The 19,192-nt window shown below is 69.3% G+C and carries 19 protein-coding genes and 2 pseudogenes; 15 read left to right on the top strand and 6 right to left on the bottom strand.

Annotation, left to right across the window (positions count from 1 at the left end; translation table 11 throughout):
* Nucleotides 1-179 precede the first annotated feature (179 nt).
* Complete coding sequence (locus tag FHR82_RS10810; RefSeq protein ID WP_221463603.1) at nucleotides 180-2,471, top strand: choice-of-anchor P domain-containing protein; 2,292 nt, start codon at nucleotides 180-182, stop codon at nucleotides 2,469-2,471.
* Nucleotides 2,472-2,536: 65 nt separating this feature from the next.
* Here FHR82_RS10810 and FHR82_RS10805 read toward each other — a convergent pair whose 3' ends face one another.
* Nucleotides 2,537-3,307 (bottom strand): hypothetical protein, encoded by a 771-nt coding sequence (locus FHR82_RS10805; protein ID WP_184810125.1) that lies wholly within the window; start codon nucleotides 3,305-3,307, stop codon nucleotides 2,537-2,539.
* A gap of 753 nt (nucleotides 3,308-4,060) precedes the next feature.
* Between FHR82_RS10805 and FHR82_RS10800 the strand changes: the two genes are divergently transcribed.
* The 4 genes from FHR82_RS10800 (at nucleotide 4,061) to FHR82_RS10785 (ending at nucleotide 8,725) form a co-directional block, all read left to right on the top strand.
* Nucleotides 4,061-5,245: an NAD(P)/FAD-dependent oxidoreductase gene (locus FHR82_RS10800; RefSeq protein ID WP_184810124.1), complete on the top strand. Its 1,185-nt coding sequence runs from the start codon at nucleotides 4,061-4,063 to the stop codon at nucleotides 5,243-5,245.
* A 147-nt stretch (nucleotides 5,246-5,392) separates the two neighbouring features.
* The gene (locus FHR82_RS10795) at nucleotides 5,393-6,352 is read left to right on the top strand and encodes an RNA polymerase sigma-70 factor (protein WP_184810123.1); all 960 of its coding nucleotides are present in this window, start codon (nucleotides 5,393-5,395) and stop codon (nucleotides 6,350-6,352) included.
* 35 nt (nucleotides 6,353-6,387) lie between these two features.
* Nucleotides 6,388-7,482 carry an ABC transporter permease gene (locus FHR82_RS10790; RefSeq protein ID WP_221463602.1) on the top strand — a complete coding sequence of 365 codons (1,095 nt, stop codon included), beginning with the start codon at nucleotides 6,388-6,390 and terminating at the stop codon, nucleotides 7,480-7,482.
* A 37-nt stretch (nucleotides 7,483-7,519) separates the two neighbouring features.
* Nucleotides 7,520-8,725, top strand: coding sequence for an MFS transporter (locus tag FHR82_RS10785; protein ID WP_184810122.1), 1,206 nt, complete (start codon nucleotides 7,520-7,522; stop codon nucleotides 8,723-8,725).
* 55 nt (nucleotides 8,726-8,780) lie between these two features.
* On the opposite strand, the gene FHR82_RS10780 is transcribed toward FHR82_RS10785, so the two are convergent.
* Complete coding sequence (locus tag FHR82_RS10780) at nucleotides 8,781-9,434, bottom strand: TetR/AcrR family transcriptional regulator (RefSeq protein ID WP_184810121.1); 654 nt, start codon at nucleotides 9,432-9,434, stop codon at nucleotides 8,781-8,783.
* A gap of 102 nt (nucleotides 9,435-9,536) precedes the next feature.
* Between FHR82_RS10780 and FHR82_RS10775 the strand changes: the two genes are divergently transcribed.
* The gene (locus FHR82_RS10775) at nucleotides 9,537-10,556 is read left to right on the top strand and encodes a glycoside hydrolase family 113 protein (protein ID WP_184810120.1); all 1,020 of its coding nucleotides are present in this window, start codon (nucleotides 9,537-9,539) and stop codon (nucleotides 10,554-10,556) included.
* A 66-nt stretch (nucleotides 10,557-10,622) separates the two neighbouring features.
* Here FHR82_RS10775 and FHR82_RS10770 read toward each other — a convergent pair whose 3' ends face one another.
* On the bottom strand, nucleotides 10,623-11,228 hold the full coding sequence (locus FHR82_RS10770; RefSeq protein WP_184810119.1) for a cysteine hydrolase family protein: 606 nt from the start codon (nucleotides 11,226-11,228) through the stop codon (nucleotides 10,623-10,625).
* 162 nt (nucleotides 11,229-11,390) lie between these two features.
* Here FHR82_RS10770 and FHR82_RS10765 point away from each other — a divergent pair, with 162 nt between their 5' ends.
* The 7 genes and pseudogenes from FHR82_RS10765 to FHR82_RS10740 all read left to right on the top strand — a co-directional run bounded on the left by FHR82_RS10765 (nucleotide 11,391) and on the right by FHR82_RS10740 (nucleotide 15,395).
* Nucleotides 11,391-11,972, top strand: coding sequence for a dihydrofolate reductase family protein (locus FHR82_RS10765; RefSeq protein ID WP_184810118.1), 582 nt, complete (start codon nucleotides 11,391-11,393; stop codon nucleotides 11,970-11,972).
* A 32-nt stretch (nucleotides 11,973-12,004) separates the two neighbouring features.
* Nucleotides 12,005-12,202, top strand: a pseudogene (locus FHR82_RS47950) (zinc-binding dehydrogenase); the annotation flags it as partial.
* 166 nt (nucleotides 12,203-12,368) lie between these two features.
* Nucleotides 12,369-13,616: a hypothetical protein gene (locus FHR82_RS45895; protein ID WP_225943784.1), complete on the top strand. Its 1,248-nt coding sequence runs from the start codon at nucleotides 12,369-12,371 to the stop codon at nucleotides 13,614-13,616.
* A 160-nt stretch (nucleotides 13,617-13,776) separates the two neighbouring features.
* Nucleotides 13,777-14,064, top strand: a complete 288-nt coding sequence (locus tag FHR82_RS10755; protein WP_184810116.1) for a hypothetical protein — start codon at nucleotides 13,777-13,779, stop codon at nucleotides 14,062-14,064.
* Nucleotides 14,065-14,075: 11 nt separating this feature from the next.
* Nucleotides 14,076-14,336, top strand: a complete 261-nt coding sequence (locus tag FHR82_RS10750; protein ID WP_184810115.1) for a hypothetical protein — start codon at nucleotides 14,076-14,078, stop codon at nucleotides 14,334-14,336.
* A gap of 211 nt (nucleotides 14,337-14,547) precedes the next feature.
* Complete coding sequence (locus tag FHR82_RS10745; protein WP_184810114.1) at nucleotides 14,548-14,910, top strand: peptidoglycan-binding domain-containing protein; 363 nt, start codon at nucleotides 14,548-14,550, stop codon at nucleotides 14,908-14,910.
* Nucleotides 14,907-15,395, top strand: coding sequence for a hypothetical protein (locus tag FHR82_RS10740; protein ID WP_184810113.1), 489 nt, complete (start codon nucleotides 14,907-14,909; stop codon nucleotides 15,393-15,395). Before FHR82_RS10745 ends, FHR82_RS10740 begins: the two co-directional genes overlap by 4 nt.
* A 15-nt stretch (nucleotides 15,396-15,410) precedes the next feature.
* Here the strand turns inward: FHR82_RS10740 and FHR82_RS10735 are convergent.
* Nucleotides 15,411-15,844: pseudogene (locus tag FHR82_RS10735) on the bottom strand (MmyB family transcriptional regulator).
* Between FHR82_RS10735 and FHR82_RS10730 the strand changes: the two are divergent.
* Entirely contained in the window at nucleotides 15,816-16,064 is a 249-nt protein-coding gene (locus FHR82_RS10730) for an SDR family oxidoreductase (protein WP_225943786.1), read from the top strand. The pseudogene FHR82_RS10735 and the gene FHR82_RS10730 sit on opposite strands and share 29 nt — an antisense overlap.
* 90 nt (nucleotides 16,065-16,154) lie before the next feature.
* Here FHR82_RS10730 and FHR82_RS10725 read toward each other — a convergent pair whose 3' ends face one another.
* Entirely contained in the window at nucleotides 16,155-16,622 is a 468-nt protein-coding gene (locus FHR82_RS10725) for a hypothetical protein (protein WP_184810112.1), read from the bottom strand.
* A gap of 166 nt (nucleotides 16,623-16,788) precedes the next feature.
* Nucleotides 16,789-17,373, bottom strand: coding sequence for an SMI1/KNR4 family protein (locus FHR82_RS10720; RefSeq protein ID WP_184810111.1), 585 nt, complete (start codon nucleotides 17,371-17,373; stop codon nucleotides 16,789-16,791).
* A 323-nt stretch (nucleotides 17,374-17,696) separates the two neighbouring features.
* On the opposite strand from FHR82_RS10720, the gene FHR82_RS10715 reads away from it, so the two are divergent.
* Nucleotides 17,697-18,737 (top strand): ParB/RepB/Spo0J family partition protein, encoded by a 1,041-nt coding sequence (locus FHR82_RS10715; RefSeq protein ID WP_184810110.1) that lies wholly within the window; start codon nucleotides 17,697-17,699, stop codon nucleotides 18,735-18,737.
* Nucleotides 18,738-19,192 lie beyond the last annotated feature (455 nt).

Raw genomic sequence — 19,192 nt, 5'->3', positions numbered from 1 at the left:
TTCCTGTTGGGCCATAGGGACGAACTCGCACCGTGCAAAGTGCACGGCCGAATCCCGTAACGGCTGTGTGCTCACGAGGCGATGCACCGGAGTGCCGAACAAATCGGATAACCGGAAGGTTCCTCCTTTATCGGCGCGATACGGAAAGGGAACTCATGCACATCGGAGTCAGGTCACCAGTGGTACGAAGACCCAGGTGGACGGCGGCTCTCGCCTCGGCGGTCCTGGTGCCCGTGGTGCCGGTGGCGCTCGCCACCCCCGCGGCGGCCGTGGTGGCGGGCACGAATGTCCTGTACACAGTGGACGCCCAGTTCGACGAAGGTGTTCTGCAGGACGTCAACCACGACGCACCGAACAACGACCAGTTGCAGCTCGACCGGACCTCGGTCTTCTTCCCGTACGTCAACATCGCCGCGTCGGGACGCGGCACGATGGTCCGCATCGACGTGAACACGGGCGAGACGGTCGGCGAGTGGTTCTCCGCGCCGTCCGGCCGGGGCCGTGACCCGTCACGCACCACCGTGGACCGGCTGGGCAACACGTGGTTCTCGAACCGGGCCGAGTCCTCGGACGTCGACGGGGACGGCAACCCCGACGGCTCGATCACGAGGGTCGGTGTCGTGGTCGGTGGCACGCGGGCGAACGCGGACGGCTCGGCCAATCCCGCGGGTGACTACCTGGCGGGCCCGTTCGCCTACAACACCTGCGTGGACCGCGACGAGGACGGGCTGATCGCCACCTCCCGCGGCCTCGGGGACATCAGGCCCTGGACCAACGCGGGCGGTGCCGACAACGACGGCGGGGTGGCGACCGCGGCCGACGAGTGCCTGATCAACTACACCAGGGTGGCGGGCACCAACACCCGCACGGTCGCGGTCGACGCGAACAACGACGTGTGGACGGGCGGCGCCGACACCGAGCACGAGAAGGTCTCCGGTGGGACCGGTGACCCGGTGCCCGGCACAGAGTTCTCCCTCGGGTGCGGTGGCTACGGCGGGCTGATCGACCAGGCCGGCACGCTCTGGTCTGCCCGGTACGGCAACAACCTGCTGCGTTACGTGCCGAGCACCGGCACGGGCGCCTGCCTGGACACCTCCCACGGCGACTACGGGCTGGGCATCGACCCGATGACCGGCCACATCTGGCACACGACGGTCGGCAGCGGTGTCGTGAAGGAGCTCGATCCCGCGACGGGGAACGTGCTCGGCTCGTACCCGCACGGCAACACCTTCGCGCAGGGCGTCGCGGTGGACCGGGACGGCAACGTGTGGGTCGCCCACTCGATCCTCGGCGGCGGGCAGACCACGGTTGGCCACCTGCGGACCGACGGCACGTTCGTCGGCAACGTGACACTGCCGGGCGGCGCGGGCCCGACCGGTGTCGCGGTCGACACGAACGGCAAGATCTGGGTCGCCAACCTGAACACGAACAACGCCATGCGGATCGACCCCGACGCGGGGCCGATCGGCGGTGACGGGTTCCCGGTGGGCGCGGTGGACCTCACCGTGGACCTGGGTGCCGGTGCCGCGCCGTACAACTACAGCGACATGACCGGTTCGGTGCTCGGCGAGATCACCGCGCCGGTGGGCACGTGGTCGGTGGTACAGGACGGCGGCGTCGCCGGGCAGACGTGGGGTCGCATCACCTGGAACACCGAGGCGCAGGGCAGCGTGCCGCCGGGGACGAGCATCACGCTCGAGGCACGTGCGTCCGACACCGAGGCCGGGCTGGCCGGCGAGTCGTTCGTCCCGGTGGGCAACGGCACGCTGTTCTCGTTGACCGGCCGGTACATCGAGGCGCGGGCGACGTTGACGGCCGCACCGGACGGCACCAGCCCGGTGCTGTCGGACGTGCGGATCCAGACGGCGGAGCGGTCCGGGGTGTTCTCCTGCCAGGCCACCGCGCTGAACCTGGCGGGCATCGTCGTGGCGCGGGCCAACCCGCCGGACGTGCCGTGCGTCGACGACCAGGAGCAGGTGGCCGACGTGAACCTGAACGCGGGCATCCTGACCGTGCGGGCGAACGTGCTGGACGCGACGACGGACCAGACACCGGACACGCTGACCGGGTCGCCACCCACCGCGGGTGACAAGGCGACGGCGACCGCGCGGGTCGACTCCACGAAGGTGACGGCGACGCTCGTCACCGTCGAGATCGGCGTGATCAGCTCCACGGCCACCGCGGAGTGCGTCGCGGGACCGGGCGGTCTGGTGCCGCAGTTCACCGGCTCGTCCACGATCGCCAGCCTGAAGATCAACGGTGTCTCGGTGACGGTGGGCAGCGCGCCGCTGACGATACCGCTGCTGATCGGTTCGTTGCGGCTCAACAGCACCACCACGACCGCGACGAGCGTGACCCAGCAGGCGGTCGTGCTCGACACACTGCTCACCGACGTGGTGATCGGTGAGGCGAAGGCGAACGTCGAGGGCAAACCCGCCACCCCGGGCGGGAACCCCTGCGCCGTCGCGTGACCGAGCGGGTGACCGCGGGGCAGCCCGCGGTCACCCGTGCACCGACGCGGTGGTGCCGAGCGGTGTCACTCCGCCGGCGCCGCCGCCTTCATCGAGTCGAAGAGCACGGTGTTCAGGCCCGTGAGAATCTTCAGGTAGCGGTACGGCTTCGAGGACGGGTTGTCGACCGTGGTGACGCGCGGACCGGAGCCGATCATGCCCAACTGGCCCTGCCCGAGGCGCTTCCCGTTCCGGTCGAGGAAATGCACGTCCATCACCATGCCGAGAACGTCGCCCGGCTGCAGTGCGTAGTGCACCTCGAGATCGCCGATTCCTTCTTCGCCCGCACCGAGGTCGAGAACCAGGAATTTCGTGAGCCGCCCGTGCACGGTGGCGAACCGCCCGTCGGGCGCGCCCGTCAGGTTGGCCGCGTCGTCCACCGCAATCTCGTTCTGCGGTGCGAGACCGTCGAGGTACGGGTCCGGTGCCGCCGCGCGCGCCGTGTCGCTTGGCAGGAAGAGGAAGTAGTCGCCGTCGAGGCCGATGGGCACCCAGGCGCAGCGGTAGGCAGTCCATTCGCCATTGCTGACACCAGCCGCGCCCGCGGTCTCGCACTGCGCGCACGTGTGGAAGCGGTGAATGGTCATGGACCACCCAGAGCCGGGTGACGGGGGAAACCAGCAGGCCCACGGATCCGTGGCGGCAGGGGAGTCGGCGGGAGCGGTGATTCCTCCCGCCGGTACTGGCAGGAGGAATACGGTCACGGCCGCGATCAGCAGGGTGATGGTACGCATTTCCCGAGTATCCGCGCCGGATCGCGCGGGGTAGAAGATCCGGCCACAGGTGGTGACGAACATCCAGGCGTTTATGGGCCATTCAGGCGACTGGGGGTCAAGGAACTGTTACAGGCACCGGGCGTGATGAAGGGCCCCTTCGTAACACCCGGTGTGATGAAGGGCCCCTTCGTTGTGCTCGGTGCGATGAAGGACTCCTTCGTTACGTCCGGTGTGATGAAGGGCCCCTTCATGACACCGGGCCCACGTCCGAAAGCGCCCTTCACGGCACGAACGCCAACCGGGCACGGGCGGAAGCCCGCACAAGGGGCTGCCTGCCATCCCGTCGACCTGGCAAAGCCCGATCACACCGGATCAAGGGGGCACAAACAACGGAACCGGCAGCAAACGCTGGAACCGCCCCCTTGAGCCGGTGTGATAGCCCGCAGGGAGGTCGACGGGATGGCAGGCAGACCGACCCATGCCAAAGAACCGAAGATGCCAACCGGGTAGCCATCCCAGAGACCTGCCCCTCCGGCGAGGAGCCGCCGGAGGCAAACCCGCTCGGCGAGAACGTCCGGCGAGGACAAACCACCCCGTGCAGAACGTCCGACGTGGACAACACCCACCGAGACCAACCCAACCCGGCCAACGAATCTGGACACAACACCAGCTAGGTGTTGGGCACGTACGACCTGCGTCTCCGGCGCTGCGGGCGCGTCCACGTTCGCCGCAGACCGATGAGCTGCGGACTGCCGAGTGATCTCCTTCACATGATGTCAGGTTCTTCGTCGATGCGGTGTCTTGTGCTCGATCCACGGAGCGAAGGAGACGCCCATGAGCAAGAACATCGATGTGGTCGTGATCGGCGGCGGATATGCCGGTGTCATGGCGGCCAATCGTCTGACACAGCGCGACGACGTGACGGTGACGGTGGTCAATCCGCGGCCGGTCTTCGTCCCGCGGCTGCGTCTGCACCAGTTGGTGGGTGGGTCCCACGACGCGGTCGTCGACTACACGGAGGTCCTCGCCAAGGGGGTCAGGTTGGTTGTCGACGGCGCGACACGCATCGACGCGGCCGGGCGCAGTGTGACCCTGGCCGAGGGCGGCACAATCGGCTACGACTACCTGATCTACGCGGTGGGCAGCGGCAGCGCAGGCCCTCGGGTGCCGGGCGCGGCCGAGTTCGCATACCCGATCTCCACGTTGGAGGCGGCGCAGCGACTGCGGTCGGTGCTCTCCGACACGCCCATGACGGCCGAGGTGACGGTCGTCGGGGGTGGTCCGACCGGCATCGAGACCGCGGCGGAGCTGGCGGAACAGGGTCGCGCCGTCACGTTGGTCTGCGGGGGTGAGGTCGGTCCGTACCTGCACCCACGAGCTCGACGCACCGCCCGCAAGTACCTCGCCAAGCTGGGGGTCGACGTGCTGGAAGGCTCGGACGCGTCGGTCAGCGCGGTCACACCGGATGCCGTGGAACTCGTTGACGGCCGCACGTTGGCCAGTCAGGTCACCATTTGGACCGCGGGCTTCGGTGTGCCCGATCTGGCGGCCGACAGCGGGTTGCGCACCGACGCAGTGGGGCGCCTGGTCACCGACGAAACACTGACCAGCATGGACGACGAGCGCATCGTCGCGGCGGGTGACTCGGCAGCACCGTCCGACCTGCCGTTCCGGATGAGCGCCTACGCCGCGGGTTGCCTGGGCGCTCACGCCGCCGACACCGTCCTGAACCGGATCGCGGGTGCGCGGCCGGCGCCGATCGACCTGTCGTTCCCCGCCATGTGCATCAGCTTCGGCCGCGGCACCGGCATCTTCCAGCTCGGCCGCAAGGACGACACGGCGATGCGGATCTACTTCAGTGGGCTCGCGGGCAAGAAGCTCAAGGAGTTCGCCTGCGCCGCCAGCGTCAAGCACCTGGCCAACGAAGCGCACAAGCCCGGCTCGCACTCCTGGTTCAAGTACGGCGAGCACAGGCTGCAGATGCTGCAGGCCCGGCGCAGCGACGCGCCGATCGTCTGAAACACCGACACCGCCGTCGTCGCGCTCGGTTCCCGGTTGATCACGGCCACACGATGTGCGGCGGTGCCCGAATCGCGGGCGCCGCCACTCATCGTGCGCCATCGGCGAACCGGCGCGGACCCGACGGGCACTGAAAGGGGAGGACTCATGGACACAACAGGTGAAGCCGACGGGCAGCGGCGGGCCGACGGGGAGACAGCGGACCTCGACGGAGACGACCGCGCCACCGTCGACGCGACGGAAACGTTCGTCGTACACCGCAACCTGCTGTTCACCGTCGCCTACGAGATGCTCGGATCAGCGGCCGACGCCGAGGACGTGCTGCAGGAGACCTGGCTGCGATGGGTGAAGGTCGACGTGGCACAGGTGAGCGACCGGCGCGCCTACCTGGTGCGGATCACGACCCGGCAGTCGCTCAACCGGCTGCGCTCGATGAAGAACCGCCGGGAGGCGTACGTGGGCTCCTGGCTGCCGGAGCCACTGCTCACCGCACCGGACGTGGCCGTCGACATCGAACTCGCCGAGAGCGTGTCGATGGCGCTGATGCTCGTCCTCGAGACACTGAGCCCGACCGAACGGGCGGTGTACGTGCTGCGAGAAGCGTTCGGGATCGGCTTCGACGACATCGCGGACGCGGTCGGCAAGACCCCCGCCGCCGTGCACCAGATCGCCCGTCGTGCCCGCCGCCACGTCGAAGCCCGCCGTCCGCGCCGCGCGGTCACCGCCCGGCAGGCCCAGGCGGCGCTCGAAGCCTTTCAGCGTGCGCTCGAGACCCGGGACCTGCAGGGGCTGCTCGACGTGCTCGCCCCCGACGTGGTCGCGATCAGCGACGGTGGTGGCATCAAGCAGGCCACCCCGCGTCCGGTCGTCGGCGCCGACAAGGTGGCCAGGTTCATCGTCGGCGGACTCACCAGGAACGACGTGCCGCTCACCGTCGAGCCCGCGGTGGTCAACGCCGGCCCGGCACTGGCTCTGCACGTCGACGGTGAACTCGACGGCGTCATCGTGATGCACGTCGAGGACACCCGCATCACCGGCCTCTACTACGTCCGCAACCCGCAGAAACTGACCCACATCGAATCCGCGACCCCGCTCACCCTGCGATGAACCTCGGTCTCGGCCCAACTGTTCAAGGAGTGGACATGACCACGCGGGCACCGCTCGCCACCGGCACACCTCCGTCCCCATGGTCGACGGTGGCCGGAGCCGTCGTCCTGCTCACGGCGCTCACGAGCATGTTGCTCATCGCGTTCGCCTGGCCGTCGGTGCGCTCAACGGTGCAGGATGTGCCGATCGCTGTCGCCGGGCCGACCAGCGCGGTCGCACAGATCCGTACCGCACTCGACCAGCGTCTGCCGGGCGGCTTCGAGATCACCGAAGTCGCCGACTCCGATGCCGCCGAACGACTCGTCCGCGACCGGCAGGTGTACGGGGCGATAGACCTCAGCTCCGGCCACCCGCAGGTGATCGTCGCCTCCGCCGCCAGCACCGCGGTCGCCCAAACCCTGCAGACCATGGCGACCGGCCTCGGCCAGGCAGGCGAACCAGGCACCTCGGCCGCCGTCCGCGACCTCGCCACCCTGCCCGCCGACGACCCGCGCGGCGCAGGACTGGCCGCGGGCGCACTGCCACTGGTCATGGGCGGTTCGATGGCCGCGGTGCTGCTGGTCAGACTCGTCCGCGGCACCGGCCGCCGGGTCACCGGGGCACTCGCCTTCTCGGCCATCGGCGGCCTGTCGGTGGCGGCGATCCTGCAGTTCTGGTTCGGCTCGCTGAGCGGGTCCTACCCAGCCAAGAGCGGCGCCGTCGCCCTGACCATCGCGGCCACGTCCCTGACCATCCTCGGGCTGGAATCCCTGCTCGGATATGCCGGAATCGGGCTCGGCGCCGTGGTCATGATGCTCGTCGGCAACCCACTCTCCGGCACGGCGACCGCACCCGAGATGCTGCCCGGCTGGTCCGGCACGCTCGGCCAGCTACTGCCCCCGGGAGCGGGTGGCCGGTTGCTGCGATCGACCGCCTTCTTCGACGGCCGCGGCGCCACCCACGCCGTCACCGTTCTGGTCGCCTGGATCGCGCTCGGCGCGGTGCTCTGCCTGGCGGGCGGCCTGCGCGCACGCCGGACCGCCAACCGCGGCCGGACTTCTGGCGACCCGCACAGCACCGGCCACCGCCACGTCCGCACCCCAGAGCCCGCCGCGGTGCCGGCTCTGTCACCGTGGTCGGCCGGTAAATGAGGTTCGGCCCGAGCACGTCTTCGGGAGCATTGTGATCATGACCGATCAGTTCACGGCGAAGGCCACCTATGGCCAGGTCTTCGCTGTCACACAGTTCCGCGTCATCTTCGCGGGTCGGTTGCTCGGCGTCATGTCGGACACGCTGCGGTCCGTCGCGCTGGCGGTGCTGGTGTTCCGCCAGACCGCCTCTCCGTTGTTGACGGCGATGGCGTTCACGATCGGTTTCCTCCCCCAGGCCGCGGGTGGCCTGTTCCTTGCCGCGATGGCGGACCGGTTCTCGCCGAGGACCCTCATCGCCACGGGCTACGCGCTCCAGTGCGCGGTCGGGCTGCTGCTCGCGTTCGGGCACCTCCCGGTCGTGGCCAGCCTGCTCCTCGTCGCGGCCGTGGCCTGCCTGACTCCGGTCACCACCGGGGCCGCTGGCCGGGTCATGGCGGAGGTCCTCACCGGCGACACCTACGTGCTGGGGCGTTCGCTGTCCTACCTCGTCGCGGTCGCGGCGCAGATGGTGGGCATGGCCGCCGGTGGGGTCCTGGTCGGGTGGCTGGGTGTGGAACGGACGATGCTGGTCACCGCAGGGGCGCACCTGCTCGCGTCGGTGATCAGCCGCCTGTTCCTGTCGCGCACCGAGGTGGTCCGCCAGGGCGGGTCGATCGTGCGCAGGACCTTCCAGGGCAACGCCGCGCTCGTCGCCGCGCCCGGCGTCACCAAGCTGATCATGGTCCAGTGCCTGCCCGCCGCGTACCTGGCAGCAGCGGGAAGCCTGCTCATCCCGTACGCCGCGCAGCGTGCGTTCGACCCGAGGGAGACCGGCATCCTGTTGGCGGCCACGTCGGTCGGCATGCTCATCGGCGACGTCGTGGTCGGGCGAGCGTTCGCGCCCGCCACCCGGGAACGACTCGTCCTGCCACTGCTGCTGGTGATGGGCACGCCCCCGATCGCGCTCGTCCTGGACCTGCCGTACCCGGCGGTCGCCGCGGCGTACGTGATCACCGGCGTGGGCTCCGCCTACCTGCTCGGCCTGCAGCGACGCTTCCTGGAGGCGGTCCCGGCCGACCTCCAGGGACAGGGTTTCGCACTGCTCAACACCACCACCATGACCATCCAGGGGATCGGCCCCCTGGTCTTCGGCGTGTTCGCGGAATTCCTCCCGGTCGGCCTCGCGATCGCACTGACCGGGGTGAGCAGCGTGCTCACCACACTCCTCCTGCGGAACGCGATCCGCCCACGCACCTCCGGCTGAGGCTTGCGGCCCGGGACCGTGGCCGGTCGGGCAGCGGCACGGTTACCGCTCCTCGTCACTGAGGCGAGCGTTGTCGTGCTCGTTCTTCGGCCGCGTCGAGCGCGGGTGCGAGCGGCGCGAGTGCGGCGCGGAGCAGGTCGGGTAGCGAGCCGGCCGGTACGACGAGCCCACTGGTCGTGGGAGACGCGGTGCTCGGCTGTACCCATTGGTGGAGCGCGATCCGGATCGCGGCGGCGACGCTCGCCGCGAGCACGCGGGCGGTGTGCGGGTCGGTGTCGCCGAGGCGGTGGGCGATCGCGTCGGCGAGGGGGTGTTCGACCGTGCCGGCTGTGTCGACGAACGCGGCACGCAGTGCTGGGTGGGTGGTGATCATCAGCAGTGCGTCGCGGTGGTGCTCTCCCGGGTCGGTGTACTGCTCCACGATCGCGTCGGCCACGGCGTCGGCGAGGCCGACGCCGGTGGGGCGGGCGGCGATCGCCGCCGCGACTCGTGCTTCCCGTTCGGCGGTGACGGCGGCGACGATCGCCTGTTCGCGGCTGGAGAAGTAGTTGTTGTAGGTCCTCGGCGAGACCCCGGCTGCCTCGGCGATGTCGTCGACGCGCACGTTCTCCGGTCCGTGCGTCATGGCCAGCCGCAGGGCCGCCTCTCGCAACGCCGCCCTGGTGGCCTGCTTCTTCTGCTCGCGTAGCCCCGTCGGTTGTGCGGTCATGGCCCCAGTGTCCCAGCTAACATGCGTGCACGCAAACTTGCGTGCACGCACTTTTCTTTCTAGGCTCGGGCCGTCAGCTCCCCGACAGGAAGGACCAAACCCATGCGTGCCAAGGGCATCGCGTACGACACCGGGTTCGTTCGCAACGGCGAGATCTCCCGTGAGCGCTTCGATCTCGACGTGGTCAGGCGAGAGCTGGCCATCATCCGAGACGACCTGCACTGCAACGCCGTGCACGTCGTCGGTGGCGATCCGGAGCGACTGGAACAGGCCGCCCGTTGCGCGGCCGAGCTCGGGCTGGAGGTCTGGTTCTCGCCCTACCCGCTGGAACTGACGACCGCGGAGATCCTGTCGCTGTTCGCCGACTGCGCGCAGCGGGCGGAGCGGATCCGGGAGGCGGGCGCCGAGGTCGTCTTCGTCGCCGGCGTCGAGCTGAGCATCATGAACCGGGGATTCCTGTCCGGTGACAACGTGGAAGAGCGGGTCGAGCTGCTGTTGAGCCGGCCAGATGGCCGGGGCGAGCGAATCGCCGAGGCGAACGCCCGCCTCAACGACTTCCTCGGCGACGCCGTCACGGCTGTCCGCGAACGTTTCCGGGGGAGGATCACCTACGCCTGCATTCCGTTCGAGAACGTCGACTGGACCCTCTTCGACATCACCTCGGTCGAGCTCATCCGGTCCGCCGAGGTGGCCGACCAGTTCCGGGAAGGCGTGCGAAAGCTCGTCGCGCAGGGAAAGCCGGTCGCGATCACCGGCTTCGGCACGGCCACCTGGCAGGGTGCGGGCGACGTCGCGCCGCGCAGCATGGAGATCGTCGAGTACGACGAGACCGGTCGCCCGGTCGCACTGGACGGGGACTACGTCCGCGACGAGCCCGGCCAGGCCGCCTACCTGCGCGAGTTGCTGGAGATCTTTGACGCCGAAGGCGTGGACGGCGCCTTCGTGTACCTCTTCGCGCTCAACAACTTCCCACACCGGCCCGACGACCCTCGCCACGACCTCGACCTGGCCAGTCTCGGCATCGTCAAGGTCCTCGAGGACCGCACCGGCGACACCTACCCGGACATGCCGTGGGAACCCAAGGCCGCGTTCACCGCCGTCGCCGACTACTACCGCGGCTGAAACAGGGTCAGCACGACACCAGACTGATGCTCGACCGGCTCCTCGGCTCGCTGTGCGCGGTGCGGATCACCGAAGCGAGAGCTGGGTGACGATCTCCGCCGAGGACAGGCAGCCCGCGGTCGTCAGCTCGAGGTTCGCCAGCGAGGCGGCGTGGACGTCCTCGTCGGCGGCGGTCACGCAGTCGCTGACCACGTGCACGGTGAAGCCGAGGTCGGTGGCCTGACGCGCGGTCTGCTCGACGGTCAGGTTCGTGGCCACGCCCGTGACGAACAGCGTGTCGACGTCGCGTGCGGTGAGCCGTTCGGCCAGGTCGCTGCCTGCCAGGCCGGACAGCTTCTGGTTGTCCACGACCTCGGTGGCGCCCTCGGCCATCTCCGGGATCAGCTGTGCGCCCCGCGCATCGGGCCGGAACGAGTCCTGGGCGTCGCCGACCGCGTGCATGAACGCGGTGTTGCGGACCAGCCCGCCGTCGCCCGCCGGGATGGTGAACCGGGTGAAGACGACCGGCACCCCGGCCGCGCGCGCGGCCGCGTGGAAGTCCACCGCCCTGGCCACGACGCCGCTGCGGGCCACCGGTCCGGCCAGCATCGCGCCGAAGAAGCCCTCGGGCCGGATCACGTTCACCTGCCAGTGCAGCGCCAGGACCGCGGCACGCGTCGGGTTGAGCACCATGCCGCCATCATGCCCGAACCGTCGATCGCCAAGATCGGTCATCGGCGGGTGGCAGGAAATCCGGCACGGGGTGTCGAATCGGGGCGGAGGTGTTCGTAGCGGAGGTGAGAGGCCGCCCACGACGGGCGCCAACGCAGCAGCACCGCACTCGAGGAGAGCATCGTGACCGCTACCTACACCTTCGACGTCTTCTCCACTCTCGACGGCTTCGGCTCGTACAACGGCAACGGCGACTGGGGTGGCTACTGGGGCAAGCAAGGTCCCGACTTCCTCGACCGCCGTCTCGCCTTGTACGGCGAGGAGCAGCGGATGGTCCTCGGCGCCACCACCTTCCGGCAGTTCGTGCAGGTGCTGGGGCCGAGCGCCGCGGCCAAGGTGACCGATCCGGTGAACACGCGGATGAGGAACCTGCCGACCACCGTGGTGTCGACGACCCTGGACGGCCCCCTCGACTGGCCGGACGCGACCCTGGTGAGCGGCGACGCCGTCGACGTCGTCGCCCGGCTCAAGGAGGAGTCCGACGTGCCGCTGCGCTCCCACGGCAGCCTGTCGATGAACCGGGCGCTGATGGCCGCGGGTCTCGTCGACCGCGTCCAGCTGACGGTCTTCCCGGTGATCACCGGTCGGACCGGGGCGGACCCGATCTTCCAGGGCGCCGCCGACTTCGACCTCGAGCTGCTCGAGAGCCGGACCCTCGACGGCCACACCCAGGAACTCATCTACCGGCCCACTCCGCACGCCTGAGCGGTCCCACCCGGTCCGGCACCTCGGGCCGGGTGGCCGCCAGCTCGCGGAGCAGGGCGGCGCTGTCCTCGTCGGCGGGGAGGAAGGTTTCGTGCGAGGTCGGACGCGCCGACGTCCAGCGGCGCGCCGAGCGTGTGCGCGCCCACCGGATACGGCCGGTCCTGGACCGGACCTTCCCCTTCGACGACGCACCAGAGGCGTTCCGCCACTACCTCGGCGGGGCCGCCATCGGGAAGGTCGTCATGAGGACTACGTCGGAACCACCACCAGCACCACTCCTTCCAGGGCCACAGCCACCCGGCAACCACGCCACAGCCGCCCGGCAACCGCCGGTCCGTAGACCTTCCAGCGGACCGGCGGACAGGTGGTGCCGGCCACGTCAGGAAGGACGAATCCATGCGCACACGCTCACGTGCCGGCGGTCTACGTCGCTACGGGCTGCCACTGGTCGCGGTCGTGGCGGTCGCGGCGGCCCTGGTCCCCGCACAGGCCGTCGCCACTGCCCAGCAGCCCCGGGTCGCGGTCGAGGACCCGGAGTACCCGCCCCCGCCGACGCCGGGTGACCTGAGGTCCGATCCCGAGATCGCGTCGATCATGCAGGACGCCGACTACGCGCTGAAGTACTCGATGGCCGTGGTCGCCGCCGACCCGTCCACGTCGTACCCCGCCGGCAGCATCGAGGAGGACCTGCGCACGGGCATCCTGTCGATGCCCGCCGACCGGCAGAAGTCCGCCGCCGAGGCCGCCCGCCAGATGATCGCCGACCCGGCGGTCCGCAAGCGCGAGTTCGGCAGGCACGGCGCCATCGAGCCCGCGAAGTACGCCCAGCTGGGCTTCTCCGGCGTGTTCACCCCGGACACCGTGCCGTTCGACCGGGTGGCGCTCAAGAACAGGCTCACCGACCGGGCGGCCCGGATCGAGGCGGTCCACCGGGCCGAAGAGGCCGCCGCCATGGACATGGCGCGGAAGTACCAGATCCCGGCGCACCTGTGGATCCCCACGCTCACCAGCCTCGACTACCGGATCGAGCGGGTGAAGTGCGCGGACGAGACCAACCCGGAGTGGCCGGGTGACGACGAGATCGCGATGGGCGGGGTCGCCGTCGGCCACAACGGTGTGACGACGAAGGTCGGGCAGTTCATGGTCCGCGACGACTTCGACGACGACGAGGTCAAGGTCTACGCCGACCCCGGCAAGCTCTTCCACCGGTTCGACCTCACCGGCGCGGGGGCCTGGCCGAGGACCTACAGCACTGTCGTGATGCTCGCGGAGAAGGACGGCTCCGGGTTCGCCGACGCGATCAACACCGTGTGGGCCAAGGTCAAGAACGACGTGCTTGCGGTGATCGAGAAGGCCATCGCCGGTGTCCTCACCGGCTACCTCGGCGCCGCGCTCGCCGAAGCCATCGGCAAGGCGGTCGCGTGGCTCGTCGGTGTGTTCTTCGACTGGCTGTTCGAGCTGTTCCAGGACGACCTGTTCGACCCGGGCACGCACTACGTGTACCTGCCGAACCGGTACGAGTGGATGTACAAGAACGCGGCGGACTACGGCTGGACGAACTTCCGCCTCCCGACGGGCACGTTCACCTTCAACGGGCACGGTGGCAGCTACAAGGTCAACGTGCACTGGCAGGTCAACCCCTGACCTGTGCGGTACCGCGCGGAGGCGTCCGGATCCTTTCGGGCGCCTCCGCGTGTCCACTTGGACCGTCCACCCCTGCCCCAACGGACGTGCCACCGGACGTGTCCACTGTGGAATCCCGCGCGGAGAATGATGTGTTCGCGCACATGAGGAGGTGGAACACGTGGCGAACATCAATGTCTGGGGTTACCCCCAAGGGGGAGCGCTGGCGCCGCAACAGGAGCAGTCCTGGTGGACCGGGCCCCTGCCCGCGTCGTTCGGGGGGACGGTACAGGTCATGGCGCACGCGTGGATCGGCCCGGGGGCGCAGTACACGCAGGCGCTGGCGGTGACCTTCGTACAGATGACGGTCAACGAGTTCGGCCAGCACTACGCGGAATACGTCATCAAGAACGTCCATACGACCCATGTCGCGGCTTACATGATATGGGTGACCACGATCGGGGCTTAGAACGGAGAGTCATGAGGTTCTTCGCCGTGCACGACACAGAAGGAAACATCGCGCGCATCGTCGGCTGCCCGGACGGCGCCCCGCCGACGCTCCCCGCGTCGATGGCGCCAGGACAGGCGGCCTCGGAGATCGTCCTACCCGACAGCGTGTCGGTCTCCTCGGACCGGGACATCCTCGCGGACCTCGTCGAGGTGGCGGAGAACTACCGCCTCGACGTCAGTCCCGGCCCATCGGTGCGGATCATGAGGAAGGACCGTGCCACGGGCGAGTGAGACCGCCTCGCACGGACGTCCCGCCGCGTCTGCCGAAATTCCTTGACACCGGAGATCCTGCCCATTCGGGCGGGATCTCCGGTCCGCATTCCGGACCGGGCCACCGGCCACCGCCGGGTCGGTGTCCCTGCGCGCGAAGGCACTTCCGTTCGCACGATGGGGTGCCCCAAGGACGATTGCCCACGACCGCGCGAGCTGGCACAACGGAGGTATGGCGGAGCAACCGACGCTCAGTGCGGGCGATACCGGGGAATGGGTGACCTACCTGCAGGAGATGCTGGCGTACCACCAGATGGGCAGCGGATTCCAGGACGGCACCTACTGCGCGGCCACCGAGTACGCGGTGAGCACGCTCCAGCAGCACCACGGACTGCCCGCCACCGGTCAGTGCGACGAGGCGACCTGGGCGGCCCTGCTCGGTGGCGCCGCTCCCACCGAGCAGGGAACCGGGCAGTCGGAGGCGATGCCGGCCGACATCGCGGTCTCCATGCAGGTGCAGGTCGCCGCGCCGGACGAGCAGCACACGCTCGAAGAGCTGGACGACCTGCCGGGCAACGCCAGGAGAAACGCATGACCGACACCGACCTGGGCCCGATCGCCGTCGAGGCCGCCGCCGAAGGTGACACGAGTGAGGGCTTCGAGGGCACGATGACCTTCGAGTTCGCCTTCGGGGACTTCCACCTGTTGCCCCGGCCGCTGTTCGGGTTGATCAACCCGCGGGACCCGGCTTTCTCGATCACCTACACCACCGGCTTCTCGTGGCAGGCGCGGTTCGGCTGGACGCTGCTCCAAAGAAGCTGGCCGGCGTTCGGTTCGCACCTGGAGTTCAGCCTCGAACAGGGCATCGGCGCGCAGTTCGGGCACGACTCGACCGAACACGCCTGGATCGTGGACTTCCTGCAGGGCAGGGTGAAGTACCCGGTGCGCCGCTCGAACATCTACCTGTTCGGCGAGGTCGGGTTCAGCGGTCAGTACAACGGCGCCCGCGGCTGGACCGCGGGGTTCACCGGCGCCATGGGGGTCGGGATCGAGCTGGAGACGTTGTTCGGCACGTTCTGAGCGGCGGTGCCGTCGTCAGCGGGGGAGAAGCGGTGCGGCCCGTGTCGACAACCGGTCCAATGCCGACTGGGTTTCCGTGTTCGCGGCGCGGTAGATCACCAGCAGCTGGTCCGGGTCCTGGAGTGGCCGCAGCGTCTCGAACTGCATGGCGAGTACCCCGACCTCGGGGTGCCGCATCATCTTGAGCCCTCGGCCGCTGACTTGACGTCTTGTTCGCCCCACAACCGCGCGAAGTCCTGGTTGCCGGCGGCGAACTCGGCGATGAGGCCGCTCAGGGCCCGGTCGTCCGGGTGCGCGGCCCACGCGGCGCGCAGGTGGGCGATCCCTTCGCGCACCATGCGTTCGCGGTCGAGGTAGAAATCGCGCATCCGGGGGTGCATCAGGCACAACCACATCGAGTTGCGCTGCGATGGCGGCAGGGTGTCGAAATCCACCAGCAGTCGCGCCATCTCCGCCGCGGCCCTCACGGGCAAGCAGCCCGCGGGTGACCCGGCCGCCGCGGCCAAGGCACTCCTCAAGATCGTCGACGCCGACAACCCGCCGCTGCGGATCCTCTTCGGCCAGGGCTTCTACCCGCTGATCCAGCAGACCTACGCCGCCCGGCTCAAGACCTGGGCCGACTGGCAGGACCTCTCCGCGGAAGCACACGGCAACCACGAAGATCGGTGACCTTCGGTGTGACGGGTGTCGGCGTGACCCGGGTACGGCGAAACGCGTCCGTCCCGCACCTCTCGGTGCGAGACGGACGCATTGGGCGGGTCAGCCGCAGAGAAGGGCCCACGCGTTGTTCGGGCGCCAGGTCTCCTGGCCGGCGGACGCGCCCCGCCAGTAGAACGTCGCGACCACGCTGTAACTCTGCCGCGGGTAGTTGCACGGGTCGACGGTGGTGGTGCCTGCCAGGTCCTCGGTGGCGTGCCAACCGTCACCGTCGGCCTTGGTGCGCAACGTGACATAGCCACCGCTGGTGCTGGTTCGCTGCAGCTTCACGTCGATGACCCGAACCTCGTAGTCGACGCCACCGTCGGCATCGGTGATCTTCGCCCGTGCCCGGTAGGTGTCGTCGGTCTCGTCCCACCAAACGGTGGCACACCGCTTGACCGCGGTGCCGTGGCACCACCACTCGCTGTCCGCGGACGCCGATGACGGGACGAAGACGATCAGCGCGCCGGCGACCGCGGCGACCACCGCGCCAACGATACCGAACCGGCGCACAGCCTTGAGCCTCATGAAGAACCTTTCTGAATTGCCGGAGCCGGCAGATATCACGTCGACGTGGTCACCCGTGCGACGAGTCCTGTAAGGACCCAGGGTTGTCCATCGTCCACAGCAGAATAGGTACCGACACTGGCACGGCGCTGCCCGTACTTCACCCGTATCCGAAGCGGCCGCGGGGTCAGGCCCAGCCGAGCGCGCCGTCGTCGAGGACCTTCGGGCGGGCGCCGTCCACCGCCGTGCCGTGTTCGAGGGCGTCGGCGATCTCGGTGAGCATGGTGGCGACGTCGGGCCATGTCGGGTCCATCGTCGCGAACTCGGTCTCGTACCACCGCGTGACGCACCCGCGTTCCGGACCGGAGCGCAGGTCGACGAACAGAAGGTCGCCGCCGGTGTCGTGGGCGATGGGTACCCACATCGGCAACCAGTGCCAGCACGGGGAGCCCGCGGGTTCCGCCGACAGGTCGGCCAGTTCCGAGTCGTCGCACGCCGCGATCTCCAGCATCATCGTGCGGCACTCCACGGCCTCGTCGATCGAGTACGGGGCGAACCCGGTCAGCAGCCGGCCCGCGAGGAAACTGGTCGTCCCGCACGAGCGGCGCCACCACGTGACCAGGTCGTCGGGCAGCGGCTCGTCCACCAGCGCCGCGACAGGTGGGATCGTGTCCCTGCGCGCGGGTATGCCGAGATGCTCGTCGGAGGCGGGCGCGTTGGTCCGCAGCCAGGCTTCGATCCGGTCCCAGGTGTCGTCGACGTCGGGTGGCATCCCGGCATTGTGCCGACCGATCGGCAACTGGTCCAGTCGGTGTCCACTGTGGAGCGATACGTCCCGGGTGTGGTGGGCGCCATCCCGGCTCCGACTTCGACTCCGCGTCCCGGACCGGCAGCCGCGGCCGGTGGCTGACCAGCGGGTAAGGCGAGTACGGGTGGAGTACGGGCAGTCCCGTGTCAGTCGTGGTTCCTAGGCTGCCACCAGGTTTGTCCGGAAGGTTCGTGGCCCTGACCCGCCGACACGATGGTGGAGCCGCCGTGGGTTCAGAATCGTTGCCGATGCCCAGTCCGTCCCGACCCCGCTCGGTATCGTCGACGGTGACGGGCCCCACCGGGCCCGAGTTCGCCGACGCCGTCTCGATGGTGTCGATCAGCGATCTCGTGCGGGGTGACTCGCCTCGGCTGGACGGGGAGGACGAGGAACACATCCAGCGGCTCGCCGAAACGGACGAGCCGCTGCCCCCGATCCTGGTGCACTGGCCGTCGATGCTCGTCATCGACGGCATGCACCGGCTCCGAGCCGCCCAGCTGCGAGGGCAGCGCGCGATCGGGGTCCGATTCCTCGACTGTGGGCCGAACGAGATCTTCGTGGAGAAGGTCAGGGCGAACGTCGCCCACGGGCTGCCCCTGTCGCTCGCCGATCGCAAGGCCGCGGCGGAACGGGTGCTGACGACGCATTCGCACTGGTCGGACCGGATGATCGCGGGCGTGACCGGGCTGGCGCACAAGACTGTCGGGCGGATTCGGCGTGACCTCGCCGAGCACCTCCCGGAGGCCACGAGCAGGGTCGGCCGCGACGGCTACGCCCGTCCGCTCGGGCGCGGCGGCCGGGAGCGTGCGGCGGAGATCGTCCGTCGTGATCCCGATGCCTCGCTCCGGACGGTGGCCAGGGCCGCGGGTGTCTCGGTCGGCACCGTCCACGCCGTACGGCGGGAGGTGAACGTCCACAACGCCGAAACCTCGCCGGTACCACCGGGGAGCGTTCGGGATGGTGAACCGGTCGTCGGCCTCGTCCGGCGCGCGGAGGAGCCGCCGGCGCACGTGCACAGCATCGCTGTCCCGGACGTCCCTGACGTGCAGTGGGCGTCGATGATGCGAAGGCTGAGGGCCGATCCCTCGCTCAGGTTCACAGAAGCGGGCCGCGCCGTGCTGCAGCTGTTCGGCTCGCATTCCATCGCGGGCGGTGGATGGCGGCGCCTGTCCGACAGCGTGCCCCCGTACTGGGCGCCGTCGCTCGCTGATCGGGCCCACGAGCTCGCCTTGGCGTGGCAGCAGTTCGCGGCGCACCTCGACGAGGTCGCCAAGGGCTCCGGCGAACGCCTGCCGGGCCAGCGGCGGCACGAACCGCCTGCGCCGTGATGTCAACGGGTGTTCAACCGGGGAACGTCCCCAGTGTGCGTCAGCGTCCCGATTTCGGAGAAGACCACTTCGGACTCGACCATGTCCCAGTTTGCTGCTAATAGGTGAACTCGGCGAAACATGTTGAATCACTGAATGCTTTCGCGTCGAAAGCGGGATTGTCGAAGTCTTGATCATCTTGGGTGGCTCGGTTATCGTTTCCGCACTTAGGAGGTATTCATGACAAAGTTTGTCGGAAGCTTGAGTGACCGCCTGCTCTCCGTATTCGCACCAAAGATCGAGGCATCCGCGATCTGTCCGCCGTGCCGCTGGGTCGGCCAGTGCGGTGGTTGCAACGGAAACCGCAGGTACCGGACCAAGGTGTGCCTGTCCGGCCCGGGATGCCAGACGGAGACCCGTACCTGTGCGGCTGACCCCGGCTGCGCCCCGTAGACCCGCATGACCGGCGGCGGCGT

The sequence above is a fragment of the Actinophytocola algeriensis genome, from assembly GCF_014203735.1.
Taxonomy (GTDB): Bacteria; Actinomycetota; Actinomycetes; order Mycobacteriales; family Pseudonocardiaceae; genus Actinophytocola; species Actinophytocola algeriensis.
Note: the sequence above shows the minus strand (reverse complement) of the source record. Positions and strands in the feature narration are given on the sequence as shown.

Coding starts and splice junctions, on each gene's coding strand:
- FHR82_RS10795 (WP_184810123.1), top strand. CDS start 5,393: ATGGACACAACAGGTGAAGCCGACGGGCAGCGGCGGGCCGACGGGGAG.
- FHR82_RS10805 (WP_184810125.1), bottom strand. CDS start 3,307: ATGTTCGTCACCACCTGTGGCCGGATCTTCTACCCCGCGCGATCCGGC.
- FHR82_RS10745 (WP_184810114.1), top strand. CDS start 14,548: ATGGCGGAGCAACCGACGCTCAGTGCGGGCGATACCGGGGAATGGGTG.
- FHR82_RS45895 (WP_225943784.1), top strand. CDS start 12,369: ATGCGCACACGCTCACGTGCCGGCGGTCTACGTCGCTACGGGCTGCCA.
- FHR82_RS10785 (WP_184810122.1), top strand. CDS start 7,520: ATGACCGATCAGTTCACGGCGAAGGCCACCTATGGCCAGGTCTTCGCT.
- FHR82_RS10750 (WP_184810115.1), top strand. CDS start 14,076: ATGAGGTTCTTCGCCGTGCACGACACAGAAGGAAACATCGCGCGCATC.
- FHR82_RS10775 (WP_184810120.1), top strand. CDS start 9,537: ATGCGTGCCAAGGGCATCGCGTACGACACCGGGTTCGTTCGCAACGGC.
- FHR82_RS10720 (WP_184810111.1), bottom strand. CDS start 17,373: ATGCCACCCGACGTCGACGACACCTGGGACCGGATCGAAGCCTGGCTG.
- FHR82_RS10725 (WP_184810112.1), bottom strand. CDS start 16,622: ATGAGGCTCAAGGCTGTGCGCCGGTTCGGTATCGTTGGCGCGGTGGTC.
- FHR82_RS10800 (WP_184810124.1), top strand. CDS start 4,061: ATGAGCAAGAACATCGATGTGGTCGTGATCGGCGGCGGATATGCCGGT.
- FHR82_RS10770 (WP_184810119.1), bottom strand. CDS start 11,228: ATGGTGCTCAACCCGACGCGTGCCGCGGTCCTGGCGCTGCACTGGCAG.
- FHR82_RS10790 (WP_221463602.1), top strand. CDS start 6,388: ATGACCACGCGGGCACCGCTCGCCACCGGCACACCTCCGTCCCCATGG.
- FHR82_RS10740 (WP_184810113.1), top strand. CDS start 14,907: ATGACCGACACCGACCTGGGCCCGATCGCCGTCGAGGCCGCCGCCGAA.
- FHR82_RS10780 (WP_184810121.1), bottom strand. CDS start 9,434: ATGACCGCACAACCGACGGGGCTACGCGAGCAGAAGAAGCAGGCCACC.